This window comes from Massilia sp. GER05 (assembly GCF_052056005.1).
GTDB lineage: Bacteria > Pseudomonadota > Gammaproteobacteria > Burkholderiales > Burkholderiaceae_D > Telluria > Telluria orientalis.
Window position 1 is genome coordinate 5,289,853 of record NZ_CP178858.1, and the last position, 15,864, is coordinate 5,305,716.

General features: G+C 69.3%; 16 protein-coding genes. 9 read left to right on the top strand and 7 right to left on the bottom strand.

The window, feature by feature from the left end; translation table 11 throughout:
- Positions 1–11: 11 nt before the first annotated feature.
- Entirely contained in the window at positions 12–677 is a 666-nt protein-coding gene (locus tag ACL58G_RS23510; RefSeq protein WP_440963352.1) for a LysR substrate-binding domain-containing protein, read from the top strand.
- Here the strand turns inward: ACL58G_RS23510 and ACL58G_RS23515 are convergent.
- Positions 674–2,455, bottom strand: coding sequence for an amidohydrolase (locus ACL58G_RS23515; protein WP_440963353.1), 1,782 nt, complete (start codon positions 2,453–2,455; stop codon positions 674–676). The genes ACL58G_RS23510 and ACL58G_RS23515 overlap by 4 nt on opposite strands.
- Before the next feature lie 103 nt (positions 2,456–2,558).
- On the opposite strand from ACL58G_RS23515, the gene ACL58G_RS23520 reads away from it, so the two are divergent.
- The gene (locus ACL58G_RS23520) at positions 2,559–2,756 is read left to right on the top strand and encodes a hypothetical protein (RefSeq protein ID WP_056131219.1); all 198 of its coding nucleotides are present in this window, start codon (positions 2,559–2,561) and stop codon (positions 2,754–2,756) included.
- 2 nt (positions 2,757–2,758) lie between these two features.
- On the opposite strand, the gene ACL58G_RS23525 is transcribed toward ACL58G_RS23520, so the two are convergent.
- From ACL58G_RS23525 to ACL58G_RS23540, 4 genes are all read right to left on the bottom strand, one after another.
- Complete coding sequence (locus tag ACL58G_RS23525; protein ID WP_413388151.1) at positions 2,759–3,679, bottom strand: pirin family protein; 921 nt, start codon at positions 3,677–3,679, stop codon at positions 2,759–2,761.
- Between the two features lies 1 nt (position 3,680).
- Positions 3,681–4,064, bottom strand: coding sequence for an OsmC family protein (locus ACL58G_RS23530; RefSeq protein WP_440963354.1), 384 nt, complete (start codon positions 4,062–4,064; stop codon positions 3,681–3,683).
- Positions 4,065–4,175: 111 nt separating this feature from the next.
- Entirely contained in the window at positions 4,176–4,595 is a 420-nt protein-coding gene (locus ACL58G_RS23535; protein WP_440963355.1) for a DoxX family protein, read from the bottom strand.
- A gap of 50 nt (positions 4,596–4,645) precedes the next feature.
- The gene (locus ACL58G_RS23540; RefSeq protein ID WP_440963356.1) at positions 4,646–5,347 is read right to left on the bottom strand and encodes a pirin family protein; all 702 of its coding nucleotides are present in this window, start codon (positions 5,345–5,347) and stop codon (positions 4,646–4,648) included.
- 225 nt (positions 5,348–5,572) lie between these two features.
- Between ACL58G_RS23540 and ACL58G_RS23545 the strand changes: the two genes are divergently transcribed.
- The 3 genes from ACL58G_RS23545 (at position 5,573) to ACL58G_RS23555 (ending at position 9,502) form a co-directional block, all read left to right on the top strand.
- Complete coding sequence (locus ACL58G_RS23545; RefSeq protein ID WP_413388148.1) at positions 5,573–7,246, top strand: AMP-binding protein; 1,674 nt, start codon at positions 5,573–5,575, stop codon at positions 7,244–7,246.
- Between the two features lie 345 nt (positions 7,247–7,591).
- Positions 7,592–8,539 (top strand): LysR substrate-binding domain-containing protein, encoded by a 948-nt coding sequence (locus ACL58G_RS23550; RefSeq protein WP_440963357.1) that lies wholly within the window; start codon positions 7,592–7,594, stop codon positions 8,537–8,539.
- A gap of 123 nt (positions 8,540–8,662) precedes the next feature.
- Positions 8,663–9,502, top strand: a complete 840-nt coding sequence (locus ACL58G_RS23555; protein WP_413388146.1) for an alpha/beta fold hydrolase — start codon at positions 8,663–8,665, stop codon at positions 9,500–9,502.
- Positions 9,503–9,520: 18 nt separating this feature from the next.
- Here ACL58G_RS23555 and ACL58G_RS23560 read toward each other — a convergent pair whose 3' ends face one another.
- Complete coding sequence (locus ACL58G_RS23560) at positions 9,521–9,685, bottom strand: hypothetical protein (RefSeq protein ID WP_413388145.1); 165 nt, start codon at positions 9,683–9,685, stop codon at positions 9,521–9,523.
- 115 nt (positions 9,686–9,800) lie between these two features.
- Here ACL58G_RS23560 and ACL58G_RS23565 point away from each other — a divergent pair, with 115 nt between their 5' ends.
- Entirely contained in the window at positions 9,801–10,748 is a 948-nt protein-coding gene (locus ACL58G_RS23565) for a LysR family transcriptional regulator (RefSeq protein WP_440963358.1), read from the top strand.
- On the opposite strand, the gene ACL58G_RS23570 is transcribed toward ACL58G_RS23565, so the two are convergent.
- Positions 10,717–11,685, bottom strand: coding sequence for a TIGR03571 family LLM class oxidoreductase (locus tag ACL58G_RS23570; protein WP_440963359.1), 969 nt, complete (start codon positions 11,683–11,685; stop codon positions 10,717–10,719). The genes ACL58G_RS23565 and ACL58G_RS23570 overlap by 32 nt on opposite strands.
- Before the next feature lie 202 nt (positions 11,686–11,887).
- Here ACL58G_RS23570 and ACL58G_RS23575 point away from each other — a divergent pair, with 202 nt between their 5' ends.
- The 3 genes from ACL58G_RS23575 to ACL58G_RS23585 are packed head-to-tail and all read left to right on the top strand — an operon-like array spanning position 11,888 to position 15,839.
- Positions 11,888–13,150 (top strand): cytochrome c, encoded by a 1,263-nt coding sequence (locus ACL58G_RS23575; RefSeq protein ID WP_440963360.1) that lies wholly within the window; start codon positions 11,888–11,890, stop codon positions 13,148–13,150.
- A complete protein-coding gene (locus tag ACL58G_RS23580; protein ID WP_440963361.1) occupies positions 13,147–13,605 on the top strand; it encodes a (2Fe-2S)-binding protein in 459 nt (152 codons plus the stop codon). The genes ACL58G_RS23575 and ACL58G_RS23580 overlap by 4 nt, the downstream gene beginning before the upstream one ends.
- The gene (locus ACL58G_RS23585; protein WP_440963362.1) at positions 13,602–15,839 is read left to right on the top strand and encodes a molybdopterin cofactor-binding domain-containing protein; all 2,238 of its coding nucleotides are present in this window, start codon (positions 13,602–13,604) and stop codon (positions 15,837–15,839) included. The genes ACL58G_RS23580 and ACL58G_RS23585 overlap by 4 nt, the downstream gene beginning before the upstream one ends.
- Positions 15,840–15,864: the final 25 nt, after the last annotated feature.

Here is a 15,864-nt window from a genome sequence, read left to right on the forward strand (position 1 = left end):
TCGAGGACAACATGCTCGCCTTCGAACGGGGCGCGTCCGGCCTGAGTCCCGGCGTGTCGGGCCTCGTGCGCCTGGCCACGTCGGACAACCTCGCATCCGACCTCGTGATTCCCGCCCTGCCCCGTTTCGTCGCCCGCCATCCGCAGTTGCGCCTGGAGATCGTCACGACGACGGCCGCCGTGGAACTGGGCCGGCGCGACGCCGATCTCGCGCTGCGTCTCGTGCGCCCCAGCCACGGCAACCTGAAGGCGCGCCGGCTCGGGGCGATGTCGTACGGCGTGTACGGCCACCGCGACTATCTCGCGCGCCATCCGGCAGCCGGCGACGATCCGCTCGCGGGCCGCGCGATGATCACGTGGGACGAAGCGCACGCGCACCTGCCGGCCGCGCAGTGGCTCGCGAAGCGGGCGCCGGATGCGCACGTGGTGCTGGCCGTGTCCACGCTGCGCGCGCAGATCGCGGCCGCGCGCGCGGGGCTCGGCCTCGCCATCATCCCGGACTTCCTCGTCACGGATCCCGATCTCGTCCGCGTGCTGGCGCCGGGCGATGTGTTCAGCGACGGCGTCTGGCTCGTGCTGCATGCGGATCTCGCCGCGTCGAGCCGGGTGCGCGCCGTCGCCGACTTCCTCGCGGAGACGGTCGAAGCAGCCCGCGCCGCGCTGGCGGGCGAGGCTTAGCGGTTCTGGTAGCCGCCGTACGTCGCGACGGGACTCCACGCCGGCGACACCGGCAGCGCCTTCGGTGCGAGCGGCGCGTAGTCGCCCGCGCCGTAGACCACCTTGCCGTTGACGACGGTGAGCACGCTTTCGAGCCGCTTGATGCCCTCCGCGTCCATGGCGAAGTAATCCTGCGGCAGCACGACGAAGTCGGCGTACTGGCCGCGTTTCAGGGTGCCCTTCACTTTCTCCTCGCCGCTCATCCACGCGGACCCCGTCGTGATCAGCTTCAGCGCTTCGAAGCGGGTCAGGCGGTCGCCATCCTGCCAGATCTGCAGGCCGCCGGCCGTCTTGCCGGTGACGGCCCAGTACACCGAGGGCCACGGGTTGTAGCTGGAGACGCGCGTGCCGTCCGTGCCCAGGCCGACGGGGATGCCCTGCGCGAGCATCTTGCGGATCGGCGGCATCTGGCGCGTCTGTTCGCCGTAGCGCTTAAAGTAAGACTCGCCCTGGAAGTGCATGCGGTCCTGCACGGCAATGCCGCCGCCCAGCTTCCTGATGCGCGCGAGGTCGGCGTCGGTCACGGTCTCGCCGTGGTCGATGATGAAGCGCAGGCCGTCCAGCGGCGTCTGCGCATCGACCTTCTCGATGACGTCGAGATCGCGCGCGATACTCTCGCCATACGTCGCGTGCAGGCGGAACGGCCAGCGGTTCTTCACGAGCAGCGACACGACGGGTTCGAGGTCGTGTTCCATCGAGGCCGGCAGGTCCGGACGGGGCTCCAGGAAGTTCTCGAAGTCGGCCGCGCTGGCGACGAGGTTTTCGCCCGCGCCCTCGGCCGAGAAGCCGTTCGGGTACAGCATGTGGTCGTTCTGCTTCGGATGCGTCATCGTCAGCCAGCGCTGGAAGTCTTCCAGTTCCTTGCCGGCCTTTTGCGCGAACAGGTAGTAGGCCGTGCGCACGGTCAGCTTGCCCTGCTTCGCGAGTTCCAGCGACACGCCGTAATCGTCCGGGTAGTTCTGGAAGCCGCCGCCCGCGTCGATGGCGCTCGTCACGCCCAGGCGGTTCAGTTCGCGGTAGAACTGCAGGGTCGAGTTGACCTGGTCGTCGTGGCCCAGCTTGTTCGTCTTCGCGAGGGTCGAGTACAGGATCAGCGCGTTGGGCTTGGCGATCAGCTTGCCGGTCGGCTGGCCGTTCGCGTCCAGTTCGACCTCGCCGTCCTTGTAGTGCGTGTTGCGGTCGTAGCCCAGCGTCGCGATGGCCTTCTTGTTGAGGAAACCGAGGCCGTACAGGTACAAGATGAACACGGGCTTGTCCGGCACGGCGGCATTGATTTCTTCCAGCGTTGGCAAGCGTTTTTCCTCGAACTGCCATTCGTTCCAGCCGCCCACGACCTTCACCCACTGGCCGTCCGGCGTGCGCGCGGCCTGCTCCTTCAGCATCGCCAGCGCGCGCTTCAGCGACGTCACGCCGTCCCAGCGCAGCTCCATGTTGTAGTTCAGGCCCTCGCGGATCACGTGCAGGTGCGAGTCGTTCAGGCCCGGGATCACGGTGCGGCCGTGCGCATCGATCACCTGTGTGTTCGCGCGCTTCAGTTTCAGCACCTTCGCGTTGCTGCCGGTGGCGAGCACCTTGCCGTCCTTGACGGCGATGGCCTGCACGAACTCGCCCTCTTTCGCCATCGTGGCGATCTTGCCGTTCGTGAGGATCAGGTCGGCCTGCGCGAAGGCGGCGCCGGCCGTGAGGAAGCCCGCTGCGGCCAGGGCGGCGCGCAGCGCGGGGATACGAATCGTGTTCATGATGTCTTTCTTCGGTTGCTCAACGGGCGCAGGTTAGCGGATCGCAATGCGTGGCACACCTGCCTTACGACCGGGCCGGCGGGCTTCGTGTTAGCATCCGACGATGGAACGACGAAGCGACTACAAGACCGCCCTCATGATCGAATCCACGATCCACGAGGCCCAGGAACAGAACCGCTCGCCCGCGCGCGCACTGGCGTCGCTGGGCGTGCCGTTCGAGATTGCGATGCGGGTGCTCACGCGCCCCGACGAGCGGCGCCATGCGGTGCCGCCGCCGCGCAGCGCGGATGCCCAGGGCTAACTTCAGGGATAGCGGACCGGCCGGCCCGGCAGATCCGGTAAGGGAATGAATTCCGTCTCGCCCGGTACCTGCGGGAAGCGCTGGGCTTTCCAGTCTTCCTTCGCCTGCTCGATGCGGTCGGACGAACTCGAAACGAAATTCCACGTCAGGTAGCGCGGGCCATCCATCGGCTCGCCGCCCAGCAGCATCACGCGGGCGCCCCTGTTCCCGCTCGCCGCCAGCGTGACCGTCGCACCCGGTTTCAGCACGAGCAACTGGCCCTGTTCGAAGCGGCCGTCGCGGCCCAGGTCGAGCGTGCCGTCGACCACGTACAGCGCCTGTTCCGGATACTCGGCCGGCAGCGTCAGGCGCGCGCCCGGCTGCAGCGCCAGGTCGACATAGAACAGCGGCGATTGCACGGGCACGGGCGAGCGCTTGCCGAAATAGCTGCCGGCGATGATGCGGGCGGTGGCGCCGTCGCCGTCGAGGATCGGCAGCTCCTGCGAGCCGATGTGCGCGAAGGCGGGATCGCACTCTTCCTTCTCCTTCGGCAGCGCCACCCAGCACTGGAGGCCGAACAGGTTGGAGCCCGCCGCGCGCACGTCCGGGCCGGTGCGCTCGGAATGGACGATGCCCTTCCCGGCCGTCATCCAGTTCACTTCGCCCGGCTTGATGTCCTGCACGGTGCCGAGGCTGTCGCGGTGGCGGATCTGGCCGTCCAGCAGGTATGTGACGGTGGCCAGGCCGATGTGCGGATGCGGCCGCACGTCGATGCCTTCGCCCGCGTGGAAGACGTGCGGCCCCATCTGGTCGAGGAAGACGAACGGACCGACCATCCTGCGGTCCTTGTGCGGCAGCGCGCGCCGCACTTCGAAGCCGCCGCCCAGGTCGTGCGTGCGGGGGATGACGATGGTTTCGAGACTCTCGTGTTCGAACGCGTCCATGTCAGCGTGCCTCCGTGGTGATCTGGATGGTCCCGGACAGCGTCTTGTGCACCGGGCATTTGTTGGCGATGTCGGTCAGGCGGGCCTTCGTCTCGTCGTCCAGCGCGCCGATGTATTCGATCGTGCGGTGCAGGCCGTAGGCCGCGCCTTCCTGGCCATGCTTGATCGAGACCTTGATCTCGTCCAGCGGATAGCCCTTGCGCCTGGCGTACAGGCTCACGGTGAGCGTCGTGCAGGCCGCCAGCGCGGCGGCCAGGATGTCGTGCGGTTCCGGGCCGCTGTCCTCGCCGCCGAATTCCGGCTTCACGTCCGTCAGGATGCGGTGTTGGCCGATCTCGATCACCTGCTGCAGCGGCCCCGTGCCGCGATGCGTCGTCACTTCCATGGCTCGTTCTCCTCGTCTCTTTCGTTTGCGTGGATGTCCGCCACCCGTGTACGCCAGGTCGCGGACAAATTGTACGTCACGTGCGCCGCCGGCCGCGGCGCGTTGTCATTCTCAGGCTGCCCGGCTGCGCAGTACGTTCACTCGTGCGGCGCTCGTCTCGCGCTGGCGTTCGACGTCGAACAGGGCCAGCAAGCCGCCGAAGATCGCCACGTTCTTCAGGAAGTGGTTCAGCTGGTTCTGGAACTCGGCCGCGTCCACATGCCAGAAGCCGTGGAAGATCAGGGTGACGGGCACCGTGAACAGCGCCAGCGCCAGCGCCGCGTATTTCGCCTGGATCCCGGTGACCAGCGCCAGGCCGCCGCCGACCTCGAGCAGGATCGCGCACGCCAGCAGCAACCCGGCCGCCGGGATGCCCAGGCTGTTCATCCATCCGGCCACGTAGCCGAAGCCGATGATCTTGTTGATGCCCGATGCCAGGAACAGGGCGCCCACCAGGGCGCGGCCGACGGGGTAGAGCTTAGTGGTTTCCATGAATTTCTCCTTGAATATCGTTGCGTTTGACTCGTTAATGTTCACCAGGTTCAGACCGGCAGGTCGAACAGCAGCACTTCCGCATCCTTCGCGTCCGACAGCGCCACGACGGCCTCGTCGCTGACCTGGACGGCGTCGCCGGCTTCCAGGGCGCAGCCGTTCACGGTCAGGCTGCCCCGCGCCACTTGCACGTAGGCCTGGCGGCCCGGCAGCAGCGCATGGTCGGCGCGCTCGCTGCCATCGAGGATCGTCGCGTAGATAGCGGCGTCCTGGCGCAGCGACACGGAACCGTCGCGGCCGTCGTTCGACGCGATCAGGCGCAGCGTGCCGCGTTTGCTGTCCGTGTCGAAGTGCTTCTCTTCGTAGCCCGGCTCGCCGCCCGCCTCGGCCGGGATCACCCAGATCTGCAGGAAGTGCACGGATTCCGTCGCCGAGTGGTTGTACTCGCTGTGGGTGACGCCGGTGCCGGCGCTCATGCGCTGCACGTCGCCGTAGCGCAGGACCGAACCGTTGCCCATGCTGTCCTTGTGCTCCAGCGCGCCGTCCAGCACGTAGGAGATGATCTCCATGTTCTTGTGGCTGTGCGGATCGAAGCCGCGGCCCGGAGCCACGCGGTCTTCGTTGATCACCCGCAGCGGGCCGACGTTCATGTGGGCCGGATCGTAGTAGTGACCGAACGAGAAGGTGTGCTGCGAGCGCAGCCAACCGAAACTGGCGGCACCGCGGTCCGCGCTTTTACGTACTTTCAGCATGATGTTCTCCTTGTGATCGTGATTTGGGTGTTCGAACAGTTCGAACACACTGCGCTTTCCTGCTGGCTTATTGCCCTCGAAAGCGCGTTTCCATGGAAAGCATTATGGTCGGTGCCAGGCAAGAAGAAAAACGAGTTGTTTTACGGTCTATCATCGATTTTTTCGACAATCGACCGCCGCGCATGGACGCTACACTGTGTCGGAAGGGATAAACAGGAGACACAGATGCAAGCCAGCTACGTCCACGGAGCGCACTCGCTCCCCCTCATCGGCGACACGATCGGGGCCCACCTCGACCGCATCGCCGAGCGCCATCCCGACCGCGATGCGCTCGTCATCCCGCACCAGTGCGTGCGCTGGAGCTGGCGCCAATTGCGCGAAAGGGCCGACCGGCTCGCGGCCGGCCTGCTGGGCCTGGGCTTGCAGCCCGGCGACCGCATCGGCATCTGGTCGCAGAACCGCGCGGAATGGGTGCTCACGCAATTCGCCACCGCCAAGGCCGGCCTCGTCATGGTCAACATCAATCCGGCCTACCGCCGCGCCGAGCTGGAATACGCGCTGGCCAAGGTCGGCTGCCGCGCGCTGATCCTCGCGCCCGGCTTCAAATCGAGCGACTACCTCGGCATGCTGCGCGACCTCGTGCCCGAACTCGATGGCGCCGCACCGGGCGAACTGCGCAGCGCGACGCTGCCCGAGCTGCGCCACGTGATCCGCCTCGGTCACGAATCCACACCGGGCATGCTGGCCTTCGACACCGTGGCGCAATGCGCGACCCCGGCCGACATGGCGCGCCTGCACGCGGTGGCGCGCACCCTGCAGTTCGACGACCCGGTCAACATCCAGTTCACGTCCGGCACGACGGGCGCGCCGAAGGGTGCCACGCTCACGCACCACAACATCCTGAACAACGGCTTCTTCATCGGCGAGGCGATGCGCCTGACGGAACGCGACCGCCTGTGCATCCCCGTCCCGCTGTACCACTGCTTCGGCATGGTGCTGGGGAACCTCGCCTGCATGACGCACGGCGCCGCGATGGTCTATCCCGGCGAAGGCTTCGATGCCGGCGCGGTGCTGGCCACCGTGCAGGCCGAGCGCTGCACGGCGCTGCACGGCGTGCCGACGATGTTCATCGCGCTGCTGGACCATCCCGGGTTCGCATCGTTCGACCTGGGCAGCCTGCGCACGGGGATCATGGCAGGCTCGCCCTGCCCGATGGAAGTCATGCAGCGCGTGATCCGGCAAATGCACATGGACGAGATCACGATCGCCTACGGCATGACGGAGACGTCGCCCGTCAGCTTCCAGACCTCCGTCGACGACCCGCTCGCGTGCCGCGTGGGCACGGTCGGGCGGATCCACCCGCACCTGGAAGTCAAGATCGTCGACGCGGAGGGCCAGGTCGTCCCGCGCGGGGAAACCGGGGAGCTGCTCACGCGCGGCTACTCGGTGATGCTCGGCTACTGGGGCGACGAGGCTCGCACGCGCGAGGCGATCGACCCGGCCGGCTGGATGCACACGGGCGACCTTGCCACGCTGGACGCGGACGGCTATTGCCGCATCGTGGGCCGCGCCAAGGACATGGTGATCCGCGGCGGCGAGAACATCTACCCGCGCGAGGTCGAGGAGTTCTTGTATCGCCATCCGAAGGTGCTGGACGTGCAGTGCGTGGGCGTGCCCGACCCGAAATACGGAGAAGAACTGTGCGCGTGCATCGTGCTGCGGCCGGGCGAACATGCGGACGCGGACGAGATCCGCGCCTTTTGCCAGGGGCAGATCGCGCACTACAAGATCCCGCGCTATATCCGTTTCGTGGACGGGTTTCCGATGACGGTGACGGGGAAGATCCAGAAGTTCATGCTGCGCAAGGAGGCGGCGGATGAATTGGGCCTGCATACCTGACACGTCGTTCCCGCGAAGGCGGGAACCCAAGTTACACGCTTAGTGGTAGCGCACTCAAAATTGGGCCCCGCCTCCGCGGGGGCGACGGTTATTACTCAGGAAATCATTCATGAAGTGTCTCGTCGTGATCGCCCACCCCGTCCATGACAGCCTGTGCCGCGCGCTGGCGCAGCACGCCATCTCCACCCTCACCGCCCACGGCCACGACGTGGTCGTCGAAGACCTGACCGGGCCGAGTCGCTCGCGCCGGATCGGGTGCAGGCGTTCCGCGCCCGTATCGGAAGGACGTTGTCGAAGTGGGCGCGCGCCTGATACGATGCGCCCCTCGCCCTCGATTGCCCGCACATGCTCAGACTCAGCCTGGACGCCCTCCTCACCGTCGACACGATCGCCCGCCGCGGCAGCTTCTCGGCCGCCGCGAAGGAACTGTATCGCGTGCCGTCGACGATCTCGTACACCGTCTCCAAGCTGGAGGACGACCTGGGCGTGCAGCTGTTCGAGCGCTTCGGCCCGCGCGTCGTCCTCACGCCGGCCGGCGAAGAGCTGCTGAAGGAAGGCCGCTACCTGCTCAAGGCCGCGGGCGACCTGGAGAGGCGCGTGCGCCGCGTGGCCTCCGGCTGGGAGACCGAATTCACCATCGGCATGGACTCCGCACTCGCCCCGCTCGGCCTGCGGGACGACATCCGCGCCTTTTATGAAGTGGCCGACCAGACCCGGTTGCGCATCGTGCGCGAAGCGTTGTCCGGCACGTGGGAAAGCCTGCTCGACCGCCGCGTCGACCTCCTCGTCGGCGCGGCCGGCGAAGGGCCATCCGGCGGCGGCTATACGGCCGAACCGCTGGGGACGATGTCGTTCGTGTTCGTCGTCGCGCCTTCCCACCCGCTGGCCAGGGTCCGGCACCGCCTGGGCAAGGCGGAGCTGACGGCGCACCGCGCGGTGTCCGTCGCCGACTCCGTCCGGCTGCTGCAGGCGCGCACGGTGGGCCTGCTGTTCGGCCAGGACACCCTGACCGTGCCCGACATGCAGACGAAATACGAATTCCAGCTGGCGGGCCTCGGCTTCGGCTTCCTGCCCGAGGCGTGGGCGCGCGCCGACATCGCGGCCGGCCGCCTCGTGCAGAAGGAAGTCGAGGAACCGAAGCCGGACGAGACGCTGTACATGGCGTGGCGCACGGGCGAGGAAGGCGCGGCGCTGAAGTGGTGGCGCGAGCGCATGCGCGCGTCGGCGCCGGTGGACCGCATGCTCGCCCTCAACTGTCCGGTCGAGAAGGCAACACCCGATACCGCCGGGTAAGCAAAACCTATACGTTCGTATGACTAGACCGCCCGCGCGCCGCTCCCGACAATGTCCGGGTCCGGATGCGGCGGCGCGCGCTGTCCCTTCCGGCTTCCAGCCACCAACCCGAAGGGACACGCCATGACCATCACCCGCACCGCCAACACCATCACGACCCGCGACGGGACCATCATCCACTTCACGGACTGGGGCCACGGTCCCGCCGTCGTGTTCAGCCACGGCTGGCCGCTGCAGGGCGACGCCTGGGAAGACCAGATGATGTTCCTGGCGAACCACGGCTACCGCGTCATCGCCCACGACCGCCGCGGCCACGGCCTGTCGAGCAAGCCCTGGCACGGCAACCACATGAACGACTACGCGGACGACCTTGCGCAACTGGTCGAAGCGCTGGACCTGACCGACGTGACCCATGTCGGCCACTCGACCGGCGGCGGCGAAGTCGCGCGCTACATCGGCCGCCACGGTACCGGCCGCGTCAAGCGTGCCGTGCTGGTGGGCGCGGTGACGCCGCAGATGGCCAAGTCGGACGCGAACCCGAACGGCGTGCCGATGTCCGTGTTCGACGGCATCCGCGCGGGCGTGCAGGCCGACCGCGCCCAGTTCTTCAAGGACCTGAGCATCCCGTTCTACGGCTTCAACCGCGAGGGCGCCAAGGATTCGCAGGGCGCGCGCGACACGTTCTGGCTGCAGGGCATGCAGTGCAGCGTGCGCGCCGCCTACGAGTGCATCAAGCAGTTCTCGGAAACCGACTTCACGGAAGACCTCCAAAAGATGACGATCCCGACCCTCGTCATCCACGGCAGCGACGACCAGATCGTCCCGATCGACACCACCGCGCGCCGCGCCGTCGAGATCCTGCCGCAGGGCCGCCTGGTCGTCTACGAAGGCGGCCCGCACGGCCTGGCCTTCACCCACAAGGACCGCCTGAACGCCGACCTGCTCGCGTTCCTCCGTTCCTGATCCGGTCACAGGTCGACCTTACGCCGGCAGCGCCGCGCCCTCCGCGGGCGCGGGCGCCGGCGCGTCGCTGGCGCCGAACAACCCCATCATCGCGACGGCCGGCGCCGCCGTATGCACTTCCAGCACGATACACAGGCCGCCCATCAGGAGGCCCAGCAGCGCGAACGTCAGGTAGTAACGCATCATCCCCTCCCAATCGGGCCGAATCGATCATGAAACCATGGTAGACGCAGATCGGCGCGCGGCACAGTATCCTTTGGTATGAGTAGCGTAAAACCACACACGACATGAGGATACGATGGACCGCTTCGCCGAACTGAAGGCCTTCTGCACCGTCGCCGCCACCGGCGGCTTCTCGCCCGCCGCGCGCCGGCTCGGACTCGTCACCTCGTCGGTCGCGCGCCTCGTCGACGCCCTCGAAGGCCGCCTCGGCGCCGTGCTGCTCAACCGTTCCACCCGCAGCGTCACCTTGACGGACGCGGGCCGCACGTATTACGAGGAAGCCCTGCGCATCCTGGAACGCCTCGACGCGGCCGACGAAGCGGCGGCGGACGGCGCGGCCGGCGTGCTGCGCGTGGCGGCGCCCGTCACCTTCAGCACCCTGTACGTCGCGCCGATCCTGCCCGCGCTGCGCGCGCGCCACCCGCGCCTGACGCTCGACCTGCGCCTGGACGACGCGCCCGCCAACCTCGTCGACGAAGCGATCGACGTGGCGATCCGCATCGGCAGCCTCGACCCGCAATCGAACCTCGTCGCGCGCAAGCTCGCCGCCCACGACCGCGTGCTGTGCGCCAGCCCGGCCTACCTGGCCGCGCATGGCGCGCCGGAGACGCCGATCGCGCTCGCGGCGCACGACTGCCTGCAGTTCGCGTTCGGCGCCGGCCGCCGCACGTGGCGCCTGCAGGCCGACGATTCGAAAGCCGACGCGGAAGACGTCGAGGTGCGCGGCGTCGTTCACGCCAATAATTCGGAAGTGCTGCGCCAGGCGGCGCTGGGCGGCCTTGGCATCGCCATGCTCGCGCGCTGGCTCGTGCAGCGCGACCTGCGCGCGGGCACGCTCGTGCGGGTGCTGCCCGGCTACCGCGTCAATCCGGGCCCGATGGACGTCGGGCTGTACGCGCTGTATCCCGCGAGCCGGCGCAACTCGACGAAGATCCGCGCCTTCGTCGACCTGCTGGCCGAGCATCTCGCGGAACAGGACCTGGGCGACCACCTCAGCGGCCAACCTGGCGCACCGCCAGCGTAGGCAGCCGCGGCACGATCTCGCGCCCCAGTTCCTCGACCTGGTCCTCGACCGTCCGCGGCCCCTGCAGGTTGACGAGCATGTGCGCCACGCCCAACGCCGCCATCCGCTCGAAATAGACCAGCAGCGCACGGCGGCCGGCGCGCAGGCCCAGTTCCAGCGGTTCCGCGGGCGCGTCCGGGTCGGCCAGCAGTTCCAGCTGCAGCGACTGCACGAACGGTTTCGATACCCCGCCGGCCCGCTCTTCCAGCGCCCGCTGCCACAGCGCGATGCGGCCCTGCTGGCGCGCTTCCTCGCGGTGGTACGTGGCCCAGCCGTCCGCGTGCGCCGCGATCCATTGCAGCGACTGGCGCGCCGTGCCGACCGCGAGCAGCGGGATGCGCGCGCCCGGTACCGGTGTCGGCGCGTAGCCGCCCGTGCCCTCGAGCAGGTCGGCACGCACCTGCGCATCCGTCGACAGGGCGGCGGCCAACGTCTGCCAGCGCTCGCGGAACAGGACTTCCGGCGCGGTGTCGACGCCGAACGGCGCCAGTTCCTCCGGCCGGTCGCCCGAGCCGAGGCCGAGGATGAAGCGGCCGCCGCTCAGCCGGTCCAGCGACCACGCGGCCTTGGCGACATGCAGCGGATGGCGCAGCGGCAGCACGGCGGCGGCGGTGCCCAATGCGGTGGACGCCGTCGCGCCGGCCAGCAGCGTCAGCCAGATGAACGGATCGTCCAGCACGGCGGCTTCTCTCGTGCTGCCCTGCGGGACGATCAGCGGCACGTCGCGGGCCCACAGCGCGGCGATGCCGAGCGCGTCGGCGCGGGCAGCCAGCGCCGCCTCGCGCGCGCTGTCGGCCGGTGCGCCGGGCGCGCGGGCGAGAGGCGTCATCAGGCCCAGCGTGAGGTGCCCCGCGCCGAGCACGCGGTGCCAGGCGCGGTTGTAAGTTAAGGCTGTCATGGCGATCTCCTGCGAACGTCCAGCATACCGCGTCGGCGGCGCGCGCGTCGGCGCCTGCCGCGCAAGACACTCTTGCGCCAAAAGCATCAATCGACCGGGCCGTCCGGCGCTACAGTGACGGCCAGCCGGTATCCCTTTGTATAACTAGACGATGGGGCGGCCATGAATCGACAATCGCCGCAACCGAATCAAGGAATCCACGATGAGACTGCGCACCCTCGCCGCCGCCGGCACCGCCTTCGTGGCCGTCGTACTGGGCGGCCTGTATGCCTGGACCCGCCCGGCCGCGATCGCACCCGCCGCCGGCCCGCCGCCGCCACCCTCCGCCGCCGTCCTCGCGGCCGGCGCACGCGTCGTGGCGCTGGGCGACTGCATGGTGTGCCATACCGCGCCCGACGGTCCCGCCTATGCCGGCGGCCTCGGTCTGAAGACGCCGTTCGGCATCATCTACAGCACCAACATCACGCCCGATCCCGAGACGGGCATCGGCCGCTGGACCTGCGCCGCATTCAAGCGTGCGCTGCGCGAAGGCGTGGCGCGCGACGGCCACCTGCTGTATCCCGCCTTCCCCTACATCCATTACACGAGGATGTCCGACGAGGACATCGAACTGGCCTACGCCTGGCTGATGTCGCGCCCGCCGGTGCGCGTAAAACAGCCGACTAACGACCTCGCGTTCCCGCTGAATTTCCGGCCCCTGCTCGCGTTCTGGAATGCCTTGTACCTGCGTCCCGGCGACGGCGCGGCGCCGGGCGCGGGCCAGGTCGAACGGGGCCGCTACCTCGTCGACACGCTGGGCCACTGCGCCTCCTGCCACAGCGGCATGAATCTGCTGGGCGGCGAGCGCAGTCCCGCGTTCCAGGGCGGCACCGTCGACGGCTGGCATGCGCCCGCGCTCACTCGCCTCGCGCAAGGCGATGCGCCGTGGACGCGCGCCGAACTCGCGGATTATCTGCAGGGCGGCCTGTCGCTCACGCACGGTGCCGCGAAGGGGCCGATGCGGCCCGTGACGGAACGGCTGGCCGGCGTGCCGCGCGCGGACGTCGCGGCGATGGCCGCCTACCTGATGACGATCCAGCAGCCCGCAACCGCAACGGCAACGGCCGTCCCGGCGGTCGCACGAACCGGATCGTCCGGCGCCGCCCTGTTCGCGGCCGCCTGCGCCGGCTGCCACACGCCGTCGGCACCGATGATGCGTCTCGGCGGACGGCCGGGTCTCGACCGCAGCAGCGCCGTGCTGGGCGACGATGCATCCAATTTCATCCAGACCGTGCTGCACGGGATCCCGTGGGAACGCCCCGCGCCCGGTGGCGCGGCTGCCGCCTACATGCCGCCGTTCGCCGACGTGCTGTCCGACGCCCAGGTTGCCGAGCTGGCCGCGTGGGTGCGCACGGGCGCCGGCCGTCCCGCCTGGTTCGACGTGGCCGCCGCGAGCGCGAAGCTGCGCAAGGAGATGCAACCATGATCAAGGTCGAGATCAACGGCCGCGCGCACGACCTGCGCGCGGATCCCGCCACGCCGCTGCTGTACGTGCTGCGCAATGAATTGCACCTGAACGGCGCCAAGTTCGGCTGCGGCATGGGCCAGTGCGGCGCCTGCACGGTGCAGCTGGACGGCAAGCCCGTGTTTTCCTGCGTGACGCCGCTGGCCGCCTGCGCGGGGCGCAAGGTACGCACCGTGGAGGGTCTCGGCAGCGCCGCCAGGCCGGGCAGGCTGCAGGCCGCGTTCATCGAGCACCAGGCGGCGCAGTGCGGCTATTGCATCGCCGGCATGATCGTGCGGGCGCAGGCCCTGCTCGACAAGGTGCCGCATCCGACCGACGAGCAAATCCGCCGCCACATGGAACCGAATTTGTGCCGCTGCGGCACGCACCACCGCATCCTCGCGGCCATCCGCGCCGCGGCGGGAGAACCCGCATGAATGAAGTCAATCAAGGCCGCCGCGCCTTCCTCGAAGGCGGTGCCCTCGTCCTCGCGTTCGCGCTGCTGCCGCGCGCCGCGCGCGCCGAATTCAACGGCATGGGCGTGCCGCCGGTCGCCAATGCCAAACTGGCCGGCAGCCTGCAGCGCACGCCCTTCCTGGACGCGTGGATCCGCCTGGCGCCCGACGGCAAGGTGACGGTCTTCAGCGGCAAGGTCGAACTGGGCACCGGCGTGCGCACGGCGCTCGCGCAGGTCGCGCTCGAACAGCTGGAACTGCAGCCGGGCGACATCGAGTTCGTGCAGGGCGACACGGCGCGCACGCCGAACGAGGGTTTCACGGCCGGCAGCCACACGATGGCCGACAGCGGCAGCGCGCTGCTGCATGCGTCGAGCCAGGTGGCGGCGCTGCTGCGCCGGGGCGCGGCGGCGCAGTGGCGCGTGGGGCCGGAGACGGTCTTCCTGCGCGCGGGCCGCGCCGTCGGCCCCGACGGCCGCAGCATGCATTACGGCGAAGCGCTGCGCGGCCTGGACGCGGCCGGGTTGCACCGCGCGGCCAGCGAAACGTCGCCATTGCGTCCACCCGCGCGCTACCGCCTGATCGGCAAGCCACTGGCCCGCTTCGACATCCCGGCGAAAGTCACGGGCGGCGCGGCGTACGTGCAGGACATGCGCCTGCCCGGCATGCTGCATGCCCGCGTCGTGCGGCCGCCGCGTCCGGGCGCGAAGCTCGTGCGCGCCGACCTCGACGCCATCCGGCGCCTGCCGGGCGTGCGCCAGGTGGTGCGCGACGGCGACTACCTGGCCGTGCTGGCGGACGACGAATGGCGCGCGATCCAGGCGATGAACGCGCTGACCGCGAACGCGCAATGGCAGGGCGGCGCGCCGCTGCCGCGGGCAGACGCGATCCACGCGACCCTGCAGGCATTGCCCGCACAGAACATCACCATCCTCGACCGCGGCAAGGTGGACACGCCCGCGGCCGGCCCCGGCATCTCCGCCCGCTACACGAAGCAGTATGTCATGCACGGCTCGATCGGCCCGTCGTGCGCCGTCGCCCGGCTGGACGGGGACATGCTGACCGTCTGGACGCACACGCAGGGCGTGTATCCGCTCCGGGCCGCGCTGGCGGAACTCACCGGCATGCCGCTCGCTAAAGTCCGCTGCATCCACACGGAGGGGTCGGGCTGCTATGGCCAGAACGGCGCCGACGACGTGGCGGCCGATGCGGCGCTGCTGGCGCGCGCCGTGCCCGGCGTGCCCGTGCGCGTGCAGCTGATGCGCGACCAGGAAAACCTGTGGGAGCCGTATGGCCCCGCGATGGTGACGACCGTGCGCGCGGCGCTCGACGGCCAGGGCCGCATCTCGCACTGGGATTACGCGCTGTGGAGCGGTTCGCACAACGAACGGCCCGGCAACGCGGGCAAGCTGGTCCCCGCGTGGCTGCTGGCGCAGCCGATTGCGCCGTCGCCGTCGCAGCCGATGCCGATGCCGGAAGGCGGCGGCGACCGCAACGCGCTGCCGTTGTACGCGATCCCGAACGCGCGCGTCGTGAACCATTTTCTGCCGGTGACGCCGCTGCGCAGCTCCGCGATGCGCTCGCTCGGGGCGCACATCAACATCACGGCGATCGAAGGGACGATGGACCAGCTGGCGCAGCTGGCCGGCGCCGACCCCGTGCGCCTGCGCCTCGACCATCTGGGGAACGAGCCGCGCGCCCGCGCCGTCATCGAAAAGGCGGCCGCGCGCTTCGGCTGGGGCAAGTCGAAGCCGGCGCCGGGACACGGCTACGGCTTCGGGTTCGGCCAGTACAAGAACATCATGGCCTACGTCGCGATCGCGCTGGAACTCGCGGTCGACAAGGACAAGAACACCGTGCGCATCGTCCGCGTGGCCTGCGCCGCCGACTGCGGCCAGGTCGTGAATCCGGACGGCGCGCGCAACCAGCTCGAAGGCGGCATCATCCAGGCCGCCAGCTGGACCCTGCACGAACAGCTGCGCTACGGCCCGGACGGCATCGCCAGCATGGACTGGAGCACCTACCCCATCCTGCGCTTTTCCGGGGTGCCGGAGCGGATCGACGTCGACCTGCTGGACCAGCCCGGCCTACCCTTCCTGGGTGTCGCGGAAGCCGCGCAGGGCCCGATGGCGGCCGCGCTCGCGAACGGGCTGGCCAACGCGACCGGCGCGCGCCGCCACGACCTGCCGCTGCTCGGGCGGCCCTTCCCCGCCTGAGGCTGCGATGCTCGCCATTCATTCA